The organism is Polaromonas sp. CF318 (genome assembly GCF_000282655.1).
In the GTDB taxonomy this organism is placed as follows: domain Bacteria; phylum Pseudomonadota; class Gammaproteobacteria; order Burkholderiales; family Burkholderiaceae_C; genus Polaromonas.
The window spans coordinates 1-23,069 of sequence record NZ_AKIV01000140.1 but is presented as its reverse complement, the minus strand read 5'-3'; the positions used below and the strand labels follow the sequence as shown (position 1 = coordinate 23,069).

Sequence of the window (23,069 nt, the reverse complement as noted above, 5' to 3'; positions counted from 1 at the left end):
CCGCCTTGCCGTGCTGGTGCACTGTCTGCGGCGGCGCGCCTAGCCAGGACCGCTTCGCTGGGTTTTGTGAGGCCCCGGCCGCAGCTTATCTATCTAGTGGGTTTTAAATGTTCCGCGCCGCAGCAACCATTTCACACCCACACGCCGCCTAGGGTTTCGGGTGCGCGTCACGCCATTCCCGCGCCTGCGAGAAATGGCCACAACCGATAAAAGGCAAAGGCGGGCGCAGGGCCGACAGCGGCGAAGGGTGGTTGGCCACCAACACCTTGTGGCGCTTGGCGTCAATCAAGGCCCGCTTGCTCTGGGCATGGGAGCCCCACAGCATAAAAACCACCGGGTGGTCGCCGTCGGCGACCTGGCGGATCAGCGTGTCGGTCAGCACTTCCCAGCCTTTGCCTGAATGGCTGGCCGGCTGGCTTTCTTCCACCGTGAGGCAGGTGTTGAGCAGCAGCACGCCGTGCGTGGCCCATTTCACGAGGCTGCCGCCGGGCACCGGGAATTTGGGCGGCGGCGTGCCCAGGTCGCGCTGCAATTCCTTGAAGATGTTGCGCAGCGAAGGCGGCAAGGCCACACCGGGCGCGACGGAAAACGCCAGCCCCTCGGCCTGGCCCCGGCCGTGATAGGGATCCTGGCCCAAGATGACCACACGCACCTCTTCGGGCGGCGTGAGTTCCAGCGCGCGCAACGGCTGCGGCGGAAAAATCACGGCCCTTTGCGCGAGCCGGCCTTGCAGGAAATCCAGCAGCCTGCGCCCAGTAGCACCGTCAAAAAAGGCTTCGGTGGTGGGGCGCCAGCCAGGCGCCACCGGCCAGTCCGCGGGGTCGGCGCTCAGCAGCTGGTCCGGAGGGTTCATCTGCACCGTCTCCTGATTTACTGGCTGCCAAACAGCTGTGCCAGCGCCAGGCCCGGCTCTTCGGCGCGCATAAAGGCCTCGCCGACCAGGAAGGCGTTGACGCCGGCGTCCCGCATGCGCTTCACGTCGGCCGGCGTGGCGATGCCGGACTCGGTGACCAACAGGCGGTCCGCCGGCACCTGGCCCAGCATGCCCAGCGTGGTGTCCAGCGAAACCTCGAAGGTCTTGAGGTTACGGTTGTTGATGCCGATCAGCGGCGTTTTGAGCTTGAGCGCGCGCTCGAGTTCCGCCTTGTCGTGCACCTCGACCAGCACCGCCATGTCCAGCGACATGGCCAGCGCCTCCAGCGACTTCATCTGCGCGTCATCCAGGCAGGCGGCGATCAGCAGGATGCAGTCGGCACCCATGACGCGCGCCTCGTACACCTGGTAAGGGTCCACCATGAAGTCCTTGCGCAGCACCGGCAGGCTGCAGGAGGCCCGCGCCTGCTTCAGGTAATCAATGCTGCCCTGAAAAAACTGCTTGTCGGTCAGCACCGAGAGGCAGGCCGCGCTGATCTCGCCATCGCCCTCGGCATAGCTTTGCGCGATGTCGGCTGGGATGAAGTCGGCACGCAGCACGCCTTTGGACGGGCTGGCCTTTTTGATTTCGGCAATCACCGCGGGCTGGCCCGCCGCGATCTTGGCGCGCAGCGCGCCCACAAAGTCGCGCGTCAGCACACGTGACTCGGCGTCTTCACGCATGACAGCCAAGGGCTTTCGGCGTATGGCGTCGGCAATTTCTTGGCGTTTGACGGCAATGATTTCGTTCAGGATATCGGGCATGCCCCGATTTTGGCAGATGCGGCAGGGCGGACCGCACGGCATGGTTTTAAGGCGCGTTAGCGCAAACCCGCTACAGCCGTACATGCGCCGGGGCTAATATTTCCTTTCAACCGCTTTGCCCGCCATGCCCGAACGGGCCCACGCGCAAGGCCTTATCTCCATCGGATATCCCTAAGCCCTTCCCATGACCGCACTCACAGATGCCATTGAAGAAATTGTCCGCTCGGCCGGCGCCATGATGCGCGAGGCTTTCAACGCGCCAGACAAACCCGCCTACTCGCTCAAAGGACGGCAGGACTACCTGACCGCCACGGACGGCGCGGTGGAGCTTTTTGTGCGCGGGGAGATTGAACGGCGTTTTCCGGGCGACGCCGTGCTGGGTGAGGAAGCAGGAGGAGAAACCGGCGCTGCCCGCCTCTGGATTGTCGATCCGGTGGATGGAACGGCGAACTTCGCCCGGGCGATCCCGCATTTCTGCATCTCGCTGGGCTTGATGGTCAACGGCGAACTTGAAGCCGGCGCCATTTACGAACCCATGCACGATGAACTCTTCATCGCACAAAAGGGTCACGGCGCCTGGTGCAACGGCGTTCGGCTCCACGTGAGCGAGCAGTCCGAGCTGTCCGCCGCCACGGTCGAAATCGGCTGGTCTTCGCGCCTGTCGCCAGACCCCTACCTGGCGCTGGTCAGCCAGTGCATGCATGCGGGCTGCTCGGTGCGCCGCGCGGGCTCCGGCGCGCTGGGGCTGGCCTACGTGGCGGCCGGGCGGTGCGAAGCCTACGCCGAGGCCCACATCAATTCATGGGACGTTGCGGCCGGCCTGCTGCTGGTTCGCGAAGCCGGCGGCCGGGTCAACGACTTCTGGGCTGAGGAAGGTTTGAGCAAGGGCAATGCCGTGCTGGCCACCAACGCCAGGCTGGCCACCGAACTAAGCGTTTTAACGGGTATACCGCTGCGCTGACGGCTGATAAGGTGGTTTCACCGCTGCACCCTGGCGCTATTGATGACATACAAGAAAGAAGGAGACACCCGATGAAACCGTTCACATTCAGGTCACTTTTCCCGGGATTGATTCTGGCGGCCGTGGCGTGCGCAACTGCGCCCTCGGCTCGTGCGGCGGAAGAGCTGGTGGTTTACTGCAACGTCCAGGAAGAATGGTGCCGGCCGATGGTGACCGCTTTCGAAAAAGCCACGGGCATCAAGGTGTCGATGACACGCAAGAGCTCGGGCGAAACCTACGCCCAGATCAAAGCCGAGGCGGCCAACCCGCGCGGTGATATCTGGTGGGGCGGCACGGGCGACCCGCATCTGCAAGCCGCCGAGGAGGGTTTGACCGAGCCCTACAAATCACCGAGGCTCGCCGATCTGCACCCTTGGGCGGTGCGGCAGGCCGAGGCCTCCAAGTACCGCACGGTCGGCGTTTATGCGGGCGCCCTGGGGTTCAGCTTCAATACCGCCGAGCTGGCCAAGCGTAAATTACCCGAACCGAAGTGCTGGGCCGACCTGATCAAGCCGGAGTTCAAAGGCGAAATCCAGGTCGCCAATCCCAACTCGTCGGGCACTTCCTACACGCTGCTAGCCACCCTCGTGCAGATGATGGGGGAAGACAGGGCGTTCGACTACCTGAAGGCCCTGCATCGCAATATCAACCAGTACACCAAGTCGGGTGCCGCGCCGGCCCGTGCGGCAGCTACCGGCGAAAGCATCATCGGCATCACCTTTCTGCACGATGCCGTCACACATGCCGTGGCTGGTGCGCCCCTGAAGGTGGTTGCGCCCTGCGAAGGCACGGGTTACGAAGTGGGCAGCATGAGCATCATCAAGGGGGCCAAAAATTTGGCCAACGCCAAAAAATGGTACGACTGGGCACTGACGGTGGAAGCACAGGACATAGCCACGGTAGCGCATTCGTACCAAAATCCTTCCAATAAAAAAGCCGTATTGCCGCCGCAGGCGCCCAAGCTGGCCGACGTCAAGCTGATCGACTACAACTTCGCCAAGTACGGCGCTTCCGCTGAGCGCTCACGCCTGCTGGGCAAATGGGACAAGGACATCGGCGCATTGCCCAAGTAGGCTCGAAACATCCTGCCGCCCCATTTGTCCACCGACGAATCGCATCACACCTTGACCCCGCCCACTGCAGTGACGGCAGCTCCCCTGCGCACGCAGGCTGATCCGCTGAGCTGGCTGCTGGCAGGGCTGGCCATTGCAGCAGGCGTGTTGCTGATGCCATGGACCCAAAGCTCGGCCTATGTGGCCGGCGGGTGTGCGCTGGCAGCCGTCGCCAGCGTGCTGGCAACACGCGCCGGCGCTTTCAAGAGCGATGCCGCCATTTCCGGCGTTGTTTGCATCCTGTCGCTGCTACTGGCCATCTTTGTCATCTACCCGATCGGGCGCATGCTGCTTGCGGCTTTTGTGGACGAGCGGGGCAACTGGCTGATCCAGACCGCCGCGGCCCGGTTTTTCAGCGCGGACATCTGGGGTGCGGGCTGCATTACCGGCAGCGTCCGGTGCGGTGTGGCCATCAACTCCATCGCTCTGGCCACCCTCGCGGGCGTCGGGAGCACGCTTTTCGGTTTTGCGCTGGCGCTGTTGGCCGAGCGGGGTGGCCGGCGCTTGCGCGGCAGCCTGCGCGTGCTGTCCATCCTGCCGGTCGTCACACCGCCTTTTGTCATCGGCCTGGCCATCATCATCCTGTTCGGCCGCACCGGCATCGTGACCCAGCTGATGAGCGACTGGTTCGGCATTGCCCGCTCGCGCTGGATCTACGGCCTGCCCGGCGTGCTGCTGGCACAGGTGGTGTGCTTCACGCCTTTGGCCTTCTTGCTGATCAGCGGTGCGCTGCGCCTGGTGAGCCCGACGCTGGAAGAGGCCGGCCAGGTACTGCGGGGATCGCCATGGCATGTGTTTCGCACCGTGACCTGGCCCCTGGTGCGCCCTGCCATTGCCAACGCCTTCCTGCTTGGCTTTGTGGAAAGCCTGGCGGACTTTGCCAATCCGCTGGTGCTTTCGGGAAATTTCGAAGTGCTGTCGACGAAAATTTTCTTCGCCATTGCCGGCGCGCAGCACGATGCTTCGCGTGCGGCCATCCTTGCCGTCACGCTGCTGCTGTTGACGGTCGGCGTCTTTGCGCTGCAGCAGCGCTGGATCGGCAAAGCTTCCTACACATCCGTCAGTGGAAAAGGCGACAGCGGCCTGCCTGCTACATTGCCAACCGGCGTCAAGTGGGGCGCGCTGGCGCTGGTCCTGCCCTGGGCGGCACTCACGGTGCTGTCGTACGGCATCATCCTGATCGGCGGCGTGGTCAAGGACATCGGCAGGTTTGACCTGACGCCCTCGCTGCAACACTTCGAGACCGGCTTTGGACTGAGCTGGGGCGCGGGCGGGCTGGTGTTTTCGGGTTCGGCATGGAACAGCCTGTTCACCACGCTTGGCGTTGCAGCCGTTGCGGCGCCCCTGACCACCGCGCTGGGCTTGCTGGGAGGCTATGTCGTGAGCCGCCACGCATTCAAGGGGCGGCGCGCCTTCGAGTTTCTGACCATGGTGAACTTCGCGGTGCCCGGTACCGTGATCGGGGTGGCCTACATCGTCGCCTTCAACGTACCGCCTCTTGAGTTCACCGGCACCTTCGCCATCATCGTGTTGTGCCTGGTGTTTCGCAACATGCCGGTGGGCGTTCGGGCCACGGTATCTGCCCTGTCGCAACTCGACCGTTCGCTGGATGAAGCCTCCGCCACGCTGCGCGCCAGCACCTCTCGCACGTTCGCGCGGGTGATCCTTCCGCTGCTGCGCCCCGCCATCATTGCCAGCCTCGTGTTCAGTTTTACGCACGCCATCACGGCCGTCAGCGCGGTGATCTTCCTGGCAACGGCCCAGCACAACCTTTCGACGGTCTATATCGCGGGACGCGTTGAAGTCGGCGAGTACGCGCTCGCCATTGCCTATTCGTCGGTGCTTATCGTGATCATGCTGGCGTGCGTCCTGCTGATTCAGCGTTTCATCGGCAATGCGGAGCTGGGGCGGCGCGCTGTATCCACCGCCTGAGTCCCCGCCCTATTCGCACCTGCTTTCGTCCCACCCATTTTCAAACAGGCCATGCCATGACCCCGTCTCCCGCCGCTGTAGAGTTTCAAGGCGTCGTCAAGCGTTTCGGCAGGGTGGTTGCACTGCATCCGCTTGACCTCACCATCGGCAAGGCAGAACTGGTGACCTTGCTGGGGCCTTCCGGCTGCGGCAAAACAACGCTGCTGCGTCTGATTGCCGGGCTGGAGCTTCCTTCAGAGGGGATGATTCGCATTGACGGCCAGGACGTGACCGGCAGGTCAGCCAACCAGCGCGATGTCAGCCTGGTTTTCCAGTCCTATGCGCTATTTCCGCACATGAGCGCGCTGGAGAACGTTTGCTACGGCCTGCTCGCCTCGGGCATGAAGAAACCGCAGGCCGTGGCCCTGGCAAAAGCCAAAATGGATCTGCTGGGGATTGCCGACTACGCCGACCGCCTCTCGTCAGAGCTGTCCGGCGGTCAGCAGCAGCGCGTGGCAGTGGCGCGCTCCCTGGTGCTGGAGCCGGCCGTGCTGATGTTTGACGAGCCCTTGTCGAACCTGGATGCCAAGCTGCGCCGCAAGGTGCGCCAGGACATCCGCGACCTTCAGCAAAACCTCAAGCTCACCGTCGTTTATGTCACGCACGACCAGGAAGAAGCACTGGCGGTGTCGGACCGCATCGTGGTCATGCAAAAAGGGCGGATTGAGGCCATGGGCACGCCGCGAGAGTTGTACGAGGCGCCCGTGTCGAGTTTTGTGGCCGACTTCATCGGCGACGCCAACCTGATCCATGGCGAGCTGGTCACGATGCAGGGCCAGCATTTTTTCCGCGCGGACCAGGTGGATGTGCGGGTGGTCCCGCCGCCCGGCATGCCGGATGGAGCCGTGGCGCTGGCCATACGGCCGCACCGCATCCGCATCGGCGAACTCGAGGGAAGCACACTGACAGGGAAAATCCTGCGGCAGGCTTACCTGGGCAGCCGGATCGAAAGCGTGGTGCTCACGCCGCTGGGTGAACTGCTGGTGTTCAGTGACGCGCTGCTGAGCGTGGCCGAACCAGGCAGCACGGTCGGCCTGCATTTCGCTGCAACCGACGCGCGGGTCGCTGCGCGGGAATAGATAGAGGCGCCATGACAGGCGTCGGGCCAGCCAGGCGGCAGTCTTTCAGGCGAGCTTCTGGCTGTGGCTCGCCAGCTGATCGAGCTTGGCCCTCGCCGCGCCGGACTCCAGCGCCGCGCGCGCCAGCACGATACCGGCCTTGATGGAGTCGGCCACGTTGGCGGCGTACAGTGCCGCGCCGGCATTGAGGACCACGATGTCGCGCGCCGCGCCGGGCTGGTTGTCGAGCACGCCCAGCAGCATGGCCTTGGACTGCTCGGGCGTTTCCACGCGCAGCGCGCGGTTGCTGGCCATGGGCATGTCGAAGTCCTCGGGGTGGATTTCATATTCGGTGATCTCGCCGTTCTTGAGCTCGCCGACCACGGTAGCCGCGCCCAGGCTGACCTCATCCATGCCGTCCTTGCCGTAGACCACTACCGCATGCTCGGCACCCAGGCGCTGCAGGGCGCGCACCTGGATACCCACCAGGTCGGAATGGAACACGCCCATGAGGATGTTGGGCGCGCCGGCCGGGTTGGTCAGCGGGCCCAGGATGTTGAAGATGGTGCGCACGCCCAGTTCCTTGCGGATAGGGGCGACATTTTTCATCGCCGGATGGTGGTTGGGCGCGAACATAAAGCCCACGCCGACCTGCTCTATGCATTTGGCGATGGCTTCGGGCGAAAGGCCGATGTGGATGCCCAGCGATTCGATCACGTCGGCGCTGCCCGATTTGCTGCTGACGCTGCGCCCACCGTGCTTGCTGACCTTGGCGCCTGCCGCCGCGGCCACAAACATGGAGCAGGTGGAAATATTGAAGGTGTGCGAGCCGTCGCCGCCGGTACCGACGATGTCGACCAGGTGGGTCTTGTCGGCCACGTGGACCTTGGTGGAGAACTCGCGCATCACCTGCGCGGCGGCGGTGATCTCGCCTATGGTTTCTTTCTTGACGCGCAAGCCGGTGATCAACGCGGCCATCATCACGGGCGACATCTCGCCGCTCATGATGAGCCGCATGATGTGCAGCATCTCGTCGTGGAAGATCTCGCGATGCTCAATGGTGCGCTGCAGCGCTTCCTGCGGGGTGATCTTGTGGGTATGGGGCATGGTGCGTCTCGCTTTTCTTGTTCTGGGCTGGAAGGAGGACTCAGTTCGCCGGATTATCGGTAAAGGCGAGCTTGAGGCCAAACGCAATGAACATGGCGCCGGCCGCGCGGTCCAGCCAATGCATGCCGCGTTGCACCGCGTCGCGCCTGGCCATCCAGGCGGCCGCCAGGGCCCAGCCCGAATTGACCGGGATGGCGTTCAGGTTGAACAGCACGCCCAGCAGCACAAAGGCCAGCGCCTTGTTCTCCGTGCCCGGCGCGATGAATTGCGGCACAAAGGCCAGGAAAAAAATCGCCACCTTGGGATTGAGCACATTGGTCCAGAAGCCGCCCATAAAAATCGTCTTGAGGGGTTTGGGCGCTTCGGCGGCGGCGACGGCGGCAAGGTCGGTGCTGGCCTGGGGCGCCCTGGACAGCAGGATCCTCGCGCCTATCCACAACAGGTAGGCCGCACCTATCCACTTGAGCACGGTAAACGCGGTGGCCGAAGTGGCCAGCAAAGCGCCCACACCCACGGCCGCCGCGAAGATGTGGACAAAGCAGCCCGCCGTGATACCCAGGCCGGCCACGATGCCGGCGCGCGCCCCCGCGCGCAGCGAATGGGTCACGATGTAAAGCACATCGGGGCCCGGCGTCAGGTTGAGCAGCCAGCCGGCCGCGATAAACAGCAACAGGTGTTGAAAATCAGGCATGGCGGCTCCTTAGCGTTGGAAGAATTCCCGGATGGCGGCCACCGCGCGGTCCACGCCGTCGGCATCCACATCCAGGTGGGTGACAAAACGCAGGCGGTACAAACCCGTGGCCTGTATGTCCCTGCCGGCCAGGTGCTTGAGCAGGGCTGCGGACTGCTCGCGCGCCGCGCCCGTCAGGTCGACAAACACAATGTTGGTCTGCGGCGCCTCGACCTGCAGGCCCTCGATGCCGGCCAGGCCGTCGGCCAGTTGCCTGGCCAGTGCGTGGTCCTGGGCGAGGCGCCCCACGTGGTGGTCCAACGCATGCGAAGCCGCCGCCGCCAGCATGCCGGCCTGGCGCATGCCGCCGCCCGCCATCTTGCGGATGCGGTGCGCCCGCGCGATGAACTCGCGCGAACCGCACAGCGCCGAACCGACAGGCGCGCCCAGGCCCTTGCTGAAGCAGACAGAGACGCTGTCAAAGCATCCCGCGATGCGTTTGGCCTCGGCCAGAGCGTTGCTTCCCGTCTGCGCGGCCTGCGCGACGGCGGCGTTGAACAGCCGGGCACCGTCGAGGTGACGATTCAAGCCGTGTTTCTTTGCCAACGCGGTGGCCTGCTGCACATAGTCGAAAGGCAGCAGCTTGCCGCCCAGCGTGTTTTCCAGCGCCAGCAACCGGGTGCGCGCGAAATGCGCGTCGTCGGGCTTGATGGACGCCTCTATCTCGGACAGGGCCAGGGTCCCGTCGCTGTGGTGGTTCAGCGGCTGCGGCTGCACGCTGCCGAACACCGCCGCGCCACCGCCTTCCCAGCGGTAGCAATGCGCCATCTGGCCGACGATGTATTCGTCGCCGCGCTGGCAGTGGCTCAGGATGGCGCAGAGGTTGCTCTGCGTGCCGGTGGGCACAAACAGCGCGGCCTCAAAGCCCAGCAGGCCGGCGATTTTTTCCTGCAGCGCATTGACGGCGGGATCGTCGCCGAACACGTCGTCGCCCAGCGGCGCGGCCAGCATGGCCTCGCGCATGGCGGCGGTCGGCCGGGTCACGGTGTCGCTGCGCAGGTCCACAAAGGCTTGGCTCATGCGCTTTGCTCCAGGAAGTTTTTCAGCATGGCGTGGCCGTGCTCGGTCAGTATCGATTCAGGATGGAACTGCACGCCCTGGATGGGCAACTCCTTGTGGCGCACGCCCATGATCTCGCCGTCGTCCGTCCAGGCCGTGACGGCCAGGGCCTTGGGGCAGGACGATTTTTCAATCGCCAGCGAGTGGTAGCGGTTGACGACGAACTGCTCGGGCAAGTTGGCGAACACGCCCTCCTGCGTGGTGGTGATCACGCTGGTCTTGCCGTGCATGAGCTGCTGCGCGCGGATGATGTTTCCGCCAAAGGCCGCGCCTATGCTCTGGTGGCCCAGGCAGACGCCCAGGATGGGCAGCTTGCCGGCGAAATGCCGGATCGCCGCGACCGAGATGCCGGCCTCGGCCGGCGAGCACGGCCCGGGCGAGACCACCAGCAGGTCGGGCGCGCGGGCGGCGATCTCCGCCACGCTGATTTCGTCATTGCGAAACACCTCGACCTCCGCGCCCAGTTCACCGAAGTACTGGACGATGTTGTAGGTAAAGCTGTCGTAGTTGTCGATCATCAAGAGTTTGCTGCGCTTCATGTTCAGGCCTCCTGGCGCAGGCGTTGGAACTCGCCCCGCTCAAAGTCAATGGATGCGGCGATCATGGCGCGGTAGGCCGCTTCCAGGACGGCCTCGGGGGCGCCGGCCGCGCGGGCCTGGGCGCGCACGCGGTCCACGATGAACTCGATGCGTGCGTTGTCGACGATCTGATCGGCGCTTTGCTTGATGCGCGCGGCCTGCGCGACGTAAGCGCTGCGTTCGGCGACCAGCGCCACGATGCGGTCGTCAAGCGCGTCGATGTTGCGGCGCACGTCGGCCATGGTCTGGCAGTGCTCAACAGGCGGTCGGACGGTCTTGCTCATTCCAGGCCCTCCTCGACGAGTTCGGAGGCCCGCAGCAGCGCGCGCGCCTTGGCTTCGGTTTCTTTCCATTCGAGTTCGGGGACCGAATCGGCCACCACGCCGGCCGCCGCCTGCACATACAGCGTCTGGTCCTTGATGATGCCTGTGCGTATGGCAATCGCCACGTCCATGTCGCCGGCATAGCTGAGATAGCCGCAGGCGCCGCCGTAGAGGCCGCGCTTGGTGGGCTCGAGCTGGTCGATGATCTCCATGGCGTGGACCTTGGGCGCGCCGGTCAGCGTGCCGGCCGGGAAAGTGGCCTTGAGCACATCCATGCTGGTCATGCCATCCAGCAGCACGCCCTCGACATTGCTCACGATGTGCATCACATGGCTGTAGCGCTCCACTGCGAAGGCTTCGGTGACCTTCACCGTGCCGGTCTTGGCGATACGGCCTATGTCGTTGCGCGCCAGGTCAATCAGCATGACGTGCTCGGCGCGCTCCTTCGGGTCGTTGACCAGTTCGTGTTCGACGGCCTTGTCGGCCTCGGGGGAGGAAGCGCGCGGGCGGGTGCCGGCCAGGGGCCTGATGGTGATTTTTTGCCCCTCGCTGACTTGTTCCTGCCGCACCAGGATCTCGGGCGAAGCCCCCACCACGTGGAAGTCGCCGAAGTGGTAGTAATACATGTAGGGCGAGGGGTTGAGCGAACGCAGCGCGCGGTACAGGCTCAGCGGCGACTCGGTGTAGCGCTTTTTGATGCGCTGGCCCACCTGCACCTGCATGAAGTCGCCGGCCTCGATCAGGCGTTTGGCTTTTTCCACGGCGGCGATGTAGTCGGCCTTGGCGAAGTCGCGCTCGGCCGGGTAGCTTTGCGAGGGCTTGACCACTGGGGCACTGACCGAGTACTTGAGTTTTTCCCTGAGTTCGCGCAGCCGCTTCTTGGCGTTGGCATACGCTTCGGGCTGGGCCGGGTCGGCATAGACGATCAGGTAGAGCTTGCCCGAGAGGTTGTCGATCACCGCCAGCTCTTCGCACTGCAACAGCAGGATGTCGGGACAGCCCAGGGTGTCGGGCGGACAGCTGGCTTCGAGTTTTTTCTCGATGTGGCGAACCGCGTCGTAGCCGAAATAACCGGCCAGGCCGCCGCAAAACCGCGGCAGGCCCGGCCGCAGCGCGACCTTGAAGCGCTTTTGGTAGTCGGCGATAAAGTCCAACGGGTTGGCCGCCGATGTTTCCACGACGCGGCCGTCCGTCACCACCTCGGTGACCCGGTCGGCGCCAAAGCCCGAGGCGCGCACCAGTGTGCGGGCCGGCAGGCCGATAAAGCTGTAGCGGCCGAAGCGTTCGCCCCCGACAACGGACTCCAGCAGGAAGCTGAATTTGCCGCCATCCTTGGAATGCGCGAGCTTGAGGTACAGGGACAGCGGCGTCTCAAGGTCGGCAAACGCCTCCGCCATCAAGGGAATGCGGTTGTAGCCCTGGCCGGCCAGGCTTTTAAATTCGAGTTCAGTGATCACGGTAAATCCTTCGCTGGGAGGCAAAGCGCAAAGAGGCGCCGCCGCCGGTCATTCAAAACGCCCCGAAGACCGGGGCCGGGATGCCTCCCTTGGGAGGGCATCGATGGAAAAGGGGGTGCCGCAGAACCTGCGGCAGTTGCGCGGGCCGATGGCAGCGTGGTAACGCGCCGGCCCGCATGCGCCTCAGGCGTGCGAGAAATGACAGGTACGCCAGGGCCAGGCTCCCCGGTCGCCACAACCTGTTTGAATGATGCGATGAATGAACATGTAGGGCAAAGTGTAGCAAAGACCGGGACCGGCCCGCGCCAGGCAAGCATGGTCGGGACAAACTAGTACTAATGCTTATCTCGCAAACCCTCTTGCGAGAGGCAGCCCCGGAACTCGAGAATGGTGAAATAAAAAAGAACGCTCGTTCTATTTCAACCATTCTTTGGAGACAGCCCATGACTTTGACAGCGCGATGCATCGCGGGCCTGACCGGCCTGCTGCTCTCATTCGGCATTCTTGCCGCTCCCATGGAAGTAGCTGGCGTCAAACTCGACGACCCGGTGGAGCTTCACGGCACCAAGCTGCAGCTCAATGGGGCAGGCATTCGCTACAAGGCCGTATTCAAAGTCTACGTGGCCGGCATGTACCTGCCCAAAAAGGCCTCCACCCCCGAAGAGGTCTACGCCATGGCCGGTCCCAAGCGCATCAGCATCACCCTGCTGCGCGAGATTGACTCCAACGAACTCGGCAAGAGCTTTACCACCGCCTTCACCGAAAACGCGCCCAAAGCGGAAATGTCCAAGCTGATCCCCGGCCTGATCAGGATGGGCCAGCTTTTTGCCGACCAGAAGAAGCTGGCGGCCGGCGAAGGCTTCACCATCGACTGGATCCCCGGCACCGGCACCGTGATCTCCGTCAAAGGCAAACCGCAAGGCGAACCCTTCAAGGAGGCCGAGTTCTTTAACGCCCTGGTGCGCATCTGGCTGGGCCCGCAGCCCGCCGACTGGAAACTCAAGGACGCGCTGCTGGGTAAATAAGGCCCGCGGCTTTCAAACGATCAACGGGGCGCAAGCCCCGTTGCCGTTTTTTGCCGCCCCATTTTTATTTTTGGAAACGCAGTTCGGACAGCGAGTCGACAAAGCCGTCGGCATCGACCTCGCGCACCGGCTCGCCGTGGTTGTAGCCATAGGTCACCAGCAGCACCGGGCAGCCCGCCGCCCGCGCGGCCCGCGCGTCGTTGCTGGAGTCGCCGATCATCAGGGTGCGCGCGGGTGCGGTGCCCAGCGCCTCACAGGTCTTTAGCAGGGGCAGAGGGTCGGGCTTTTTGCGCGCGAAGGAGTCGCCGCCAAAGACCTCGCTGAAAAAACCGTCCAGGCCCTTGAGCCGAAGCAGCTGATGCGCCATGGCCAGCGGCTTGTTGGTCAGGCAGGCCAGTTTGAGCCCGGCTTGCTGCAGGGCGCGCAAGCCTTCCAGCCCTCCGGGATACACCGTCGAATGCACGCCGTTGATGGCAGCGTAATGCCGCTGGTAGCAGGACAGGGCCTCCGTGTAGCGGTCCGGCATCTCCGCCCCGGCATGCGCCAGCACCGCCTTCACCAGATTCTCGGAACCCTTGCCGACCATGCGGCCCACGGTCGTCGCATCCAGCGCTTGCGACGCCTGGCCCGGCTTGCGCAGCTCGGCCAGCATGGCGTTCACGGCGGCCACGAAATCTCCCAGGGTATCCACCAGCGTGCCGTCCAGGTCCACCATGGCGGCGTCGAAATGGGTGAGCGTCAGAACAGCAGGATTCATGCAAAACAGCCGGTGAGAGGTGGCAGGCGGAGCGGCGATCATGCCAGAACCCGCTCCCTGGCACCCGGCTTTCTGCGCTACGCTAGGCTTGCACTGTTTCAACTGCCGCCACCGACCTTCCGGGAATGCCATGAATGCTTTTTCTCAAGACCGATGCCGTAACCGGGCGCTGCGGCGGCTGGCCGCCGCCTGTGCCGCATTGTTTGCCGCGGCGATGCCGGGGCCCACGATGACCCAGCCGGCGCCGGCACCGCTCGCCGCGGTGCCGCCCGGCGCCAACACCTTTGAACGGCTGGCGACAGGCGCCGGGATCACCAGCTGCTCCAAGGCCCTGCGCACGCTGGGACCGGTGCTGACCGGGCCGGAGGGCGGCTATGCCGTGATGCTGATGGCCAACCGCGTGGCGCCCGCCGCCTCGGCCTTCTCGGCCTCGATTGAAAAAACCGGCCCCGCGGGCACCACCTTTGTCAGTGCGTTTTTCAGTCCCGGCCTGATGGGCGGCTGCGATGTCGGCTATGACACCGTCAGCACCTGGAACAAGTCCTGCCAGGACGTTGCCCTGCAAGACTTCCGCTATGCGCAGCCGCTCAACGTGATAGGCCGCAACATCAGTGTGCTGCCGTATTCCCCCACCCACCACGTGTACCTGATCCGCATGCCGGGCGGCTGCATCAGCATCAACAAGGAAATGCTCTACCCCTGAGCGGCGCTCAGGAAGCGGCGCGGCGCCTGGCCTGAATCGCGCGGTCCAGGCTGCCCAGCAGGCGCTGCTCGTCGAGGGGTTTTTCCAGCCAGCCCGAAATCCCCAGCGTCTGGCTGCCGGCCTGCTGCCGCGCCTCCGCGGCGGTGACCGACAACACCAGCACGGGCAGGCGCGCGGTGCGCTTGTTCGCCCGCAACTCGCGTATCAGCGAGAACCCGCTCTCGTAGGGTTGCCTGACGTCCACCGTCATCGCCGCGTAGGACTCCATCTTGAGGTAGTCGCGCGCCTGCTCGGTGGTGTGCGCCATGTCCGCGGCATAGCCGCCGTTGTCCAGCATCATGCCGATGAGCTGTGCCACGTCGGGATCGTCTTCGTACACCAGCACGCGCGGGCGCGCCACGCCGTCAAGCCCCATGGGCGCCGTGACCGGCGGCGCTTCCCGCCACACGGGCAGCTCGAAGAAGAAGGTCGTGCCCACCCGGTTTTCCGTGGTGAAGCCTATGCTTCCGTCCATGCGCTCGATGATCGCCTTGGAGATGCTCAGCCCCAGGCCGGTTCCGCCTTTTTGCCGCGTGTCGGATGAGTCGGCCTGCGAAAACTTCTGGAAGATGCGCTGGCGGAACTCATCCGGAATGCCGGGGCCGCTGTCGGTGATCTCCACGCGCGCGCGCCCCGCGTCCGTGCGCAGCGACACCTGCACGGCACCTCCCGGCGGCGAGAACTTGATGGCATTGGACAACAAGTTGGTCACCACCTGGATCAGCCGGTCGCTGTCGACGCAGACCTGCACCGGCGCCTCCATCCTGCCCAGCGCCAGCGTCACGCCGTGCTGCTCCGCAAAGCCTTCATTGGCGGCCAGCGCCTGCTCCAGCAGGGGCTCCAATTCCATGGGGCGCAGCTCAAAACTCATCTTGCCGGATTCGATTTTTTCGCTGTCGAGGATGTCGTTGATGAGCCGGATCAGCCGCTCGCAGTTGCTCTTGGCGATGCCCACCAGGTTTTTGGCCTGCGCCGGCAACTCGCCCGTCACACCGCCCCAGACCAGCCCGAGCGAGCCGCGTATTGAGGTCAGCGGTGTGCGCAACTCATGGCTGACGGTGGAGACGAACTCGCTCTTCATGCGGTCTATGCGCTTGAGCTCGGTCACGTCGTTGCCCAGCGAGGAAAAGCCGATGACCGTGCCCTGCTCGTCCCCCTCGCCGTAGCGCGGGAAATGGCTCATGACGTACTCGCGCCGCTCGCCGCCGGGCGTCACCTGCACGCACTCGTAGCGGACCGAATAACCCGCCAGCGCCTCCTGCACATGGCCCTTGACCTGCTCGTACAGCTGCGGCCCCAGGACCTCGAACAGGGTCCGGTTCTGTATCTGTTCGGACGGGAGGCCGAAGGCCTCTTCATAGGCCCGGTTGTGGAACTGGAAGCGCTCCTCCCTGTCGACGTAGGCGATCAAGGCCGGAACTGCGTCGGTCAGTTCGCGCAGCTGGGCTTCGCTGCTGCGCAGGGCGTCGCTGATGCGGTTGCTTTCGGTGATGTCATGGATGATCGCGGTGAACAGCCGGCGGCCGCCGACATTGACGTCGCCGAAGGAGGCGTTCACCGGGAACTCGGTACCGTCGTGGCGCAGGCCCAGGACCTTGACGTCCCATTCGCGAAAGCCGCGCTGGCGTCCGCCCAGGCTCGCGAAGAAGGCCTGAAAGCCCATGCGGTAGCGCGTGGGCAGCAGCATGGTCACTTCCCGGCCCACCAGATCGTCGAGCCGGTAGCCGAAGAGATGGCGGGCGGCGCTGTTGGCGTTGACGATGATGCCCTCCTGGGTGGCCGTCACCAGCCCTTCGGCCATGCTCTCAGTCACGGCCCGGCTCATGGCCTCGCTGTCGGAAAGCCTGGCCTCGATACGGCGGCGCTTGGCCTGCGCCCTGACAATCATCTGGATGGCCCAGCCGAACACGCTCAGGCACAGCAATCCGCCCAGCAGGATCAATTGCTTGACGGTCTGCGCGGTCTGGCGCGTTTCCTCCTTCGAATGCTCCAGGGCCTGGGTTTCGGCCTCCTTGATGCGGGCCACCAGCGCCTCTATCTCGTCATGAAGCCGGCGGTTGGGCTCGTTGCCGACGATGGCGGCCGCCGCGTCCAGCCCGGTTTGCTGCCGGGCGGCGATGGCCATCTCCATGAGTTCGAAGCGGCGCGTCATGGCCTCGCCCAGGGCGCGCCAGTCCTGGCGCGTGCCGGCCTGCGCGTGCACGCGCTGCAGCGCCTGCTGGCTCAGCGAGCGGGCCCGCTGGTAGCCGGCGAGGTCGCCGGCAATGTTGGTTAGCAGATAGCGCCGCTGCGAGGACTCCGCCGTCTGGAACTCCGAGACGACCTGCTCCAGCAGCAGTACCGTTTCGCGGGCCTCGGTTTCGCTTTGCGTGCCGCTGATCAGCGAATTGATCGTGAAATAGGAAGCCGCGATGCTCAGGATGATCAGAACCATCCCGGCGCCCAATGCGACGTTGATGGTGGCGCGAAAAGGCAGCCTCATGGCATTTGAGCCGGCAGGCCTGGTTGACCAGAAAAGCGGCTCATCTCGCCATGCTCGCGCTACTGCGAGCCCAGCACGGTGCGGACCGCCTGGATCAGCGACTCGGTCTCCACGGGCTTGGTGATGTAGCCGTCGGCGCCGCTGGCCAGTCCCTTGAGCACCGCCTCGCGCGTTGCCTTCGCCGTGAGCATGATCACGGGAATGTCCTTGAGCTGGGGGTGCGAGCGGATGCGCAGCAGGATGTCAAAACCGTCGGCATCGGGCAGCATGACGTCCAGCAGCACCAGGTCGGGAATCGGCGCCTTGCGGAACTCGGCCACCACTTCGGCGCGCGAGCCCGCCACCCGCACGTCGAAACCCTCGAAGGTCAGGTAGTGGTTCAGGAACTTGGCCATATGCTCATCGTCGTCCACGATGATGGCCGACTGGCGTTCGCCCGGCGCGCGCTGGCGCGGCGAGCCGCGCTTGCGGGCAATGCGGACGTAGTAGTTGGACTTCTTGAGCGTGGCCGCGCAGAGGTCGGCTTCGGCCCCCGCCTCCGTGAGCGCTGTCGGGCTCAACTGGAACTGCAGCGAAGCGGCGAAGGGGTCCGGCGGGACCTGCGTCACCAACCCCTTGGCGAGCAGCAGTTTCAGGGTGTTGTCCAGCGTCGCGCCGACGGCTTCTCCCACGCTCTGGCGTATCTGGGCCATGGACAGGATGCCGTCGAGGCGCACCAGCAGCTCCACCTCGGGCGGGGAAATCGTGGTGGCGGCGCTGCGCAGCTCTTGCTGGCCTTTGGGCGTAACTGCGTAGATGTCGTTGTACTGCACGGTGTAGCTCCTCTCTGTGGGTAAGGGGCATGACATGCGCCTGGGCGCCTTGCCTGACGATTCTAAGGGTCCAGGGCCGGCCCAAATGGCACACGCCCGCAGTAAGAAGATACACCAAGCCGCCCGGCCTGGGTGCTCACGGCGATTTCACGGGATCGGGCGGCGGCAAGGCCGAACGCAAGGCTTCCATCAGTTCACCCAGCGAATCCTCCATGCGCAGCAGCAGCTCGTCGATGCCCTCGCGCGGCGCGCTGTCGCGCAGCGCCTGCTCCAATGCCTCAGCGTCCTGCGGCAGTTGCGTGGCGCCTATCTGCGCCGAGACGCCGCGCAACGAATGGCTCAGCAATTCCGCCGCCTTCAGGTCGCCGGCCGCCAGCGCCTCGCGTATGCGTACCGGCGTGTCAGCGCGGCCGTCCATGAAGCGGCGCAGCATCGAAATGTAAAAGCCTTTCATGTTCATCGCCCGGCTCAATCCCACCGTCAGGTTGATCCCGGCAATGCTGTCCGGCAGCGTCTCATCGCCGGCACCCGCCATATCCGCCGCCTGCACTGCGGCAAGGCGGGAGGCCTGTGTGCCGGCATCGGCCCCTGGTGCCGGTACCGATGCCGGCGCCGCAGCGCTCGCGCCGGCCTGCGGCGCGGGCTCCAGGCTGTCCAGCGCCCTGCGCAGCTCGGCGGCGGCGTCAGCGCGCTGCGCGGGTGTCAGGCGGCCCGGGTCCAGTTCCAGGCGCAGGCCGGGCCGGTCGCACTGGATCACCCCCGCCGCGGCCGACGGAGCCGGAGTCTTGCGGACCGCGTAAACCGTGATGGGCTCGGAGAACCCCTTGGCAATCACCGGCTCGCGTTCCTCGACCTCGATGTCGCCCTGCACCAGATCGTGGGTGTCCCTGGAAATCAGGATGCCGCCGGGCTCGGCGGCCTGCTCCAGCCGGGCGGCGAGGTTCACCTCCCGGCCGATGATGGTGTAGTCCATGCGCAGGTTGCTGCCGAAGTTACCGACGTCGCAAAAGCCCGAGTTGATGCCTATGCGTATCTCAAAAGCCTTGGGGATGCCCATGGCCTTCCAGCGCTGGCGCAGTTCGGCCATGCGCTGCTGCATGGCCACGGCCATCTTGACGCACTGCACCGCGTCCTGGCGCGGGCCCAGGGTGTGGGGATCGCCGAAGAAGATGACGATGGCGTCGCCGATGAACTTGTCCAGGGTGGCACCGTACTCGGCGGCGATCTGCGACATCTCCTCGAAGTAACTGTTGAGCAAAAACGTAACTTCCTCGGGCTGCCACTGCGCCGTGGAGGCGGTGAAGTTCTTGATGTCCGAGAAAAACACCGTGAGCCGTTTGCGCTGGGTCTGGATTTCGGCCTGGCGAGATCCGTCAAAAAGCGACTGGTAGACCTGCGGCGCCAGGTAGCGCGACAGCTGCTCGGACAGAGTCTTCAGGCGCTTGGCATTGGCGCTGCGCTCCAGGTGCAGCCTCACGCGCGCCAGCAGCACGGGCGGGCTGATCGGCTTGGTGATGTAGTCGGTGGCGCCCAGGTCCAGCCCGAACTGTTCTTCTTCCACGCTGCTCAGCGCCGTGAGGAAGATGACGGGAATGTCGACCGTGCGCGAGTCGCGCGCCAGCCGCCGCATGACCTCGTAGCCGTCCATGCCGGGCATCATCACGTCCAGCAGGATGATTTCGGGGCGCCGCTCGGACAGCGCCACCTGCAGGCCCTCTTCGCCCGACTCGGCGGCCTCCACCTCATAGTCGTCCCGCAGCAGGGCGACCAGGAAAAACCGGACGTCCGCCGTGTCGTCCACCACCAGGACGCGGGCGCGGCGCGCGGGACGCGGCCCGTCTTGCTCGCTTACGGCTTCAGTCATGCGGCTCCTCCATGAATAACGGGGGGCCGGCGTCCGGCCTGGCCGGTTACCGGGATTGGCGCGCGCGGATGCGCGTTGTCGCGCGCCGGCTTATTTCACCAGTTCCGCCCGCATGGCGTCAATGACCGCCTTGTAATCGGGTTTCCCAAAAATGGCGCTTCCGGCCACAAAGGTGTCGGCGCCGGCAGCGGCCACGCGCGCGATGTTGTCGGCCTTGATGCCACCATCGACTTCGAGGCGGATGTCCTTGCCCGAGGCCTCGATGCGCTTGCGCGCCTGTTCGATCTTGCGCAGCGCCGAATCGATGAAGCTTTGCCCGCCGAAGCCGGGGTTGACGCTCATGATCAGGATCAGGTCGATGTCCTCGATCACCCAGTCCAGCACGTCCAGCGGCGTGGCCGGGTTGAACACCAGCCCGGCCTTGCAACCCTTGGCCTTGATGGCCTGCACGCTGCGGTGCACATGGCCGGAGGCCTCGGGGTGGAAACTGATCAGGTCGGCGCCGGCGTCGGCAAAAGCCGCGGCCAGCGCGTCGACGGGCTGCACCATCAGGTGCACGTCCACCGGCACCGGGGTGCCGTCGGCCTTTTTGGCATGCGGCTTGAGCGCCTGGCAAATCATGGGGCCGAAAGTCAGGTTGGGCACATAGTGGTTGTCCATCACGTCGAAGTGGATCCAGTCGGCCCCGGCGGCGATGACGGCCTTGATCTCCTCGCCCAGGCGGGCGAAATCGGCGGAAAGGATGGAAGGAGCGATCCGGTAGGTGGGCGGCTGGTTTTTAGGCATGGCAGGATTGTCGCAGCAAGCCGGGCCCGCCGCCTGCCGCGGGCCTTGCTGTTTCGCCCGGCCAACAGCCGGAGCAGGCGGTTAACATGGTCGCCAACAGTTCCAGCCATGCCCAAATACCAATTTTCCTGCGAAGTCGTCCCTCAATACCTGCCCGAACAATCGGCGCCGGAAGACCATGTCTACGGGTTTTCCTATACCGTCACGGTCACCAACACCGGCGAAGTGACGGCCCAGCTGATCTCGCGCCACTGGGTCATCAGCGACGCCAACGGGCACAACGAGGAGGTCAAGGGCCTGGGCGTGGTGGGCCACCAGCCGCTGCTCAAGCCGGGCGAATCCTTCCAGTACACCAGCGGGTCGCGCCTGCGCACGCCCAGCGGCACCATGCACGGCAGCTATTTTTGCGTCGCCGAGGACGGCGAACGCTTCGAGGCGCCTATTCCCATGTTCGTGCTGGAAGCGCACAACGGCAATGGCAGCGTCCCGCCCGGCCGCGTCCTGCATTGATCCCCCGGTCCTGACCGCCCGATGAAAGACCTGGCATCCCTGCTCAAGGCGCTGGATCCGGACGCCGGCCTGGCCCAGCGCCATGTGTGGCTGATCAAGCTCTTCGAATGGATACGCGGCGATGAGACTTCCGTCCCGGCCGCAGTGGCACGGGTGCAGGCCTTCATCGATGCGGTCGAGATGCAGCCCGAGCTGCGCGCGCGCCTGCAGGCCTGGTGGCAGACGCTGATCCAGACGGTCGACATCACCACCTTGCTGGCCGATTTCGGCTTCGCGCCGCGCACGGCCTTCGTCAGTGAACTGGCCGAGCGCCTGCGCCGCAAATGGCTGCCCGGTACGCCCGAGACCGTCGACGCCTCCGAGCTGTTTCCCCTGGTGGCGCCCACCCGCTTCGACGCGCAGTGGATGGGCGCGCTCGATGAACCGCAGATCGCCCGGCTGAGCCTGCTGCTGTCGGCCAGCCCCGACATGGACACGCTGCATTGGCACTACAGCCTGATGGACGCGCTGGCCTACTGCACGGCGCAGATCCGCGCCACCGGCTTCGCGCCCGAGCTGCGCCTGCGCATGAACCGCGCCACGCCGCACGCGCGCGCCTTTCATGCGCTGCCGGCCGACATCGACGGGCTGCGCAACGCCTTCTTCAAGCCCGAACGGGACGAGGCGCAGCTGCAGGCCGCGATCGCGCAGTACCGAGAGCGGCTGGACGCCTGCCGCCAGGCCGTCAACAGCATCTACACGCACCTGGAGGACAACGGCATTTCGGTCGGCATGGTGTTTCGCCTGCGCCAGTTGCGCGAGCGCATGCTGCGCGTGCGCGAGCTGCTCGACAGCCTGGTCTCGCCCAAGCCGGCCATGGCGGCCGTCAAGCTGCTGGGGCGCCGCGTCATCACCGCGCAAGAGGGCAAAAGCATCAGCGCGCTGATCAGCGCCAACTCCACGCTGCTGTCGGCCAAGGTGGCCGAGCGCAGCGCCGAGACCGGCGAGACTTACATCACCCGCACGCGCGGCGAATACCGTGAAATGCTGGGCAAGGCCATGGGCGGCGGCGCCGTTACGGCCCTCACCACGCTGCTCAAGTTCATGATCGTCGCGGTGGGCCTTTCGGCCTTCTGGAGCGGATTCTGGTCCGGCCTCATGTATGCCGCCAGCTTCATCCTGATCCAGCTGCTGCATTTCACGCTGGCCACCAAGCAGCCGGCCATGACGGCGCCGGCCATGGCGGCCAAGCTCAAGGACCTCGGCTCGGCCGATGCCGCCAGCACCATAGAGGCCTTTGTCGACGAGGTCACGCACCTGGTGCGCTCGCAGGTGGCGGCGGTCTTCGGCAACGTGTTCATGGTGGTGCCCGCGGTGCTGCTGGTCAACACGCTGGTGCTCTTGCTGCTGGGCCGGCCCATGATCAGTCCCACCGAGGCCGAGCATGTGCTGGGCACGCTGACCTTGCTGGGCCCCACGCTGATGTGGGCGGGTTTTACCGGCGGCATCCTGTTCGCGGCCAGCATGATCGCGGGCTGGACTGAAAACTGGTTCGTGCTGCACCGCCTGGACTCGGCCATGCGCCACAACCCGCGCATCACCGCCGTGCTGGGCAACGAGCGCGCGGCCCGCTGGTCAAGCTTCATGCGCGACAACATCTCGGGCTTCGCCTCCAACATCGCGCTGGGTTTCATGCTGGGGCTGATCCCGGCCTTCACCGGCTTCTTCGGCGCGGAACTCCAGGCGCGCCACGTCACGCTGTCCACCGGCCAACTGGCCGCGGCCGGCGCCTCGCTGGGTCTGGAAGCCTTCAAGCACCCCGCCATCTGGTGGTGCGTCGCGGCCATTCCGCTGATAGGCGCGCTGAACCTCGGCGTGAGCTTTTACCTCGCGTTTCGCCTGGCCCTGCAGGCACACAACGTGAGCAATGTGGACCGCGCCCGCATTCGCGCCGCCATCTGGGCGCGCTGGCGCAGCCATCCGCGCAGCTTTTTCATGCCCTGAATAGGCTCACCCCTGTCCAGGCTCACTGCGTGTAGC

The 23,069-nt window shown here is 65.2% G+C and carries 21 protein-coding genes; 8 read left to right on the top strand and 13 right to left on the bottom strand.

Going from position 1 to position 23,069, the window contains the following annotated elements; translation table 11 throughout:
* Positions 1-148: 148 nt before the first annotated feature.
* A complete protein-coding gene (locus PMI15_RS21505; RefSeq protein WP_007874127.1) occupies positions 149-853 on the bottom strand; it encodes a uracil-DNA glycosylase in 705 nt (234 codons plus the stop codon).
* Positions 854-870: 17 nt separating this feature from the next.
* Positions 871-1,677: an indole-3-glycerol phosphate synthase TrpC gene (trpC, locus tag PMI15_RS21500; RefSeq protein ID WP_007874126.1), complete on the bottom strand. Its 807-nt coding sequence runs from the start codon at positions 1,675-1,677 to the stop codon at positions 871-873.
* 184 nt (positions 1,678-1,861) lie between these two features.
* On the opposite strand from trpC, the gene PMI15_RS21495 reads away from it, so the two are divergent.
* The 4 genes from PMI15_RS21495 to PMI15_RS21480 all read left to right on the top strand — a co-directional run bounded on the left by PMI15_RS21495 (position 1,862) and on the right by PMI15_RS21480 (position 6,839).
* Positions 1,862-2,638 carry an inositol monophosphatase family protein gene (locus PMI15_RS21495; protein WP_007874125.1) on the top strand — a complete coding sequence of 259 codons (777 nt, stop codon included), beginning with the start codon at positions 1,862-1,864 and terminating at the stop codon, positions 2,636-2,638.
* A gap of 71 nt (positions 2,639-2,709) precedes the next feature.
* Positions 2,710-3,750 carry an ABC transporter substrate-binding protein gene (locus tag PMI15_RS21490; RefSeq protein ID WP_007874123.1) on the top strand — a complete coding sequence of 347 codons (1,041 nt, stop codon included), beginning with the start codon at positions 2,710-2,712 and terminating at the stop codon, positions 3,748-3,750.
* A 69-nt stretch (positions 3,751-3,819) separates the two neighbouring features.
* On the top strand, positions 3,820-5,721 hold the full coding sequence (locus tag PMI15_RS21485; RefSeq protein ID WP_051002028.1) for an iron ABC transporter permease: 1,902 nt from the start codon (positions 3,820-3,822) through the stop codon (positions 5,719-5,721).
* A 56-nt stretch (positions 5,722-5,777) separates the two neighbouring features.
* Positions 5,778-6,839 carry an ABC transporter ATP-binding protein gene (locus tag PMI15_RS21480; RefSeq protein ID WP_007874120.1) on the top strand — a complete coding sequence of 354 codons (1,062 nt, stop codon included), beginning with the start codon at positions 5,778-5,780 and terminating at the stop codon, positions 6,837-6,839.
* Positions 6,840-6,884: 45 nt separating this feature from the next.
* On the opposite strand, the gene trpD is transcribed toward PMI15_RS21480, so the two are convergent.
* From trpD to trpE, 6 genes are read right to left on the bottom strand one after another with little or no spacing between them, the layout of a single operon-like run.
* Positions 6,885-7,925, bottom strand: coding sequence for an anthranilate phosphoribosyltransferase (gene trpD / locus PMI15_RS21475; protein WP_007874119.1), 1,041 nt, complete (start codon positions 7,923-7,925; stop codon positions 6,885-6,887).
* 40 nt (positions 7,926-7,965) lie between these two features.
* A complete protein-coding gene (locus PMI15_RS21470; RefSeq protein WP_007874118.1) occupies positions 7,966-8,616 on the bottom strand; it encodes a LysE family translocator in 651 nt (216 codons plus the stop codon).
* Between the two features lie 9 nt (positions 8,617-8,625).
* Positions 8,626-9,675: a low-specificity L-threonine aldolase gene (ltaE, locus tag PMI15_RS21465; protein ID WP_007874117.1), complete on the bottom strand. Its 1,050-nt coding sequence runs from the start codon at positions 9,673-9,675 to the stop codon at positions 8,626-8,628.
* Positions 9,672-10,253, bottom strand: coding sequence for an aminodeoxychorismate/anthranilate synthase component II (locus tag PMI15_RS21460; RefSeq protein WP_007874116.1), 582 nt, complete (start codon positions 10,251-10,253; stop codon positions 9,672-9,674). The genes ltaE and PMI15_RS21460 overlap by 4 nt, the downstream gene beginning before the upstream one ends.
* Before the next feature lie 2 nt (positions 10,254-10,255).
* Positions 10,256-10,576 (bottom strand): chorismate mutase, encoded by a 321-nt coding sequence (locus tag PMI15_RS21455; RefSeq protein ID WP_007874114.1) that lies wholly within the window; start codon positions 10,574-10,576, stop codon positions 10,256-10,258.
* Positions 10,573-12,072, bottom strand: coding sequence for an anthranilate synthase component I (gene trpE, locus PMI15_RS21450; RefSeq protein ID WP_007874112.1), 1,500 nt, complete (start codon positions 12,070-12,072; stop codon positions 10,573-10,575). Before trpE ends, PMI15_RS21455 begins: the two co-directional genes overlap by 4 nt.
* 443 nt (positions 12,073-12,515) lie before the next feature.
* Here trpE and PMI15_RS21445 point away from each other — a divergent pair, with 443 nt between their 5' ends.
* Complete coding sequence (locus tag PMI15_RS21445; RefSeq protein ID WP_007874110.1) at positions 12,516-13,097, top strand: chalcone isomerase family protein; 582 nt, start codon at positions 12,516-12,518, stop codon at positions 13,095-13,097.
* A 64-nt stretch (positions 13,098-13,161) separates the two neighbouring features.
* On the opposite strand, the gene gph is transcribed toward PMI15_RS21445, so the two are convergent.
* Complete coding sequence (gene gph / locus PMI15_RS21440) at positions 13,162-13,854, bottom strand: phosphoglycolate phosphatase (protein ID WP_007874108.1); 693 nt, start codon at positions 13,852-13,854, stop codon at positions 13,162-13,164.
* A 229-nt stretch (positions 13,855-14,083) separates the two neighbouring features.
* Between gph and PMI15_RS21435 the strand changes: the two genes are divergently transcribed.
* On the top strand, positions 14,084-14,557 hold the full coding sequence (locus PMI15_RS21435) for a hypothetical protein (RefSeq protein WP_036840569.1): 474 nt from the start codon (positions 14,084-14,086) through the stop codon (positions 14,555-14,557).
* Between the two features lie 7 nt (positions 14,558-14,564).
* Here the strand turns inward: PMI15_RS21435 and PMI15_RS21430 are convergent, their stop codons facing one another.
* The 4 genes from PMI15_RS21430 to rpe form a co-directional block, all read right to left on the bottom strand.
* Entirely contained in the window at positions 14,565-17,078 is a 2,514-nt protein-coding gene (locus tag PMI15_RS21430; protein WP_007874102.1) for a PAS domain S-box protein, read from the bottom strand.
* A 59-nt stretch (positions 17,079-17,137) separates the two neighbouring features.
* On the bottom strand, positions 17,138-17,890 hold the full coding sequence (locus PMI15_RS24150; protein ID WP_007874101.1) for a response regulator transcription factor: 753 nt from the start codon (positions 17,888-17,890) through the stop codon (positions 17,138-17,140).
* A 136-nt stretch (positions 17,891-18,026) separates the two neighbouring features.
* Positions 18,027-19,754, bottom strand: coding sequence for an adenylate/guanylate cyclase domain-containing protein (locus PMI15_RS24145; RefSeq protein WP_007874100.1), 1,728 nt, complete (start codon positions 19,752-19,754; stop codon positions 18,027-18,029).
* A 90-nt stretch (positions 19,755-19,844) separates the two neighbouring features.
* On the bottom strand, positions 19,845-20,540 hold the full coding sequence (rpe, locus tag PMI15_RS21415; RefSeq protein ID WP_007874099.1) for a ribulose-phosphate 3-epimerase: 696 nt from the start codon (positions 20,538-20,540) through the stop codon (positions 19,845-19,847).
* 108 nt (positions 20,541-20,648) lie between these two features.
* Here rpe and apaG point away from each other — a divergent pair, with 108 nt between their 5' ends.
* Complete coding sequence (apaG, locus tag PMI15_RS21410) at positions 20,649-21,050, top strand: Co2+/Mg2+ efflux protein ApaG (RefSeq protein WP_007874098.1); 402 nt, start codon at positions 20,649-20,651, stop codon at positions 21,048-21,050.
* A gap of 21 nt (positions 21,051-21,071) precedes the next feature.
* The gene (locus PMI15_RS21405) at positions 21,072-23,033 is read left to right on the top strand and encodes a site-specific recombinase (protein ID WP_007874097.1); all 1,962 of its coding nucleotides are present in this window, start codon (positions 21,072-21,074) and stop codon (positions 23,031-23,033) included.
* Positions 23,034-23,069 lie beyond the last annotated feature (36 nt).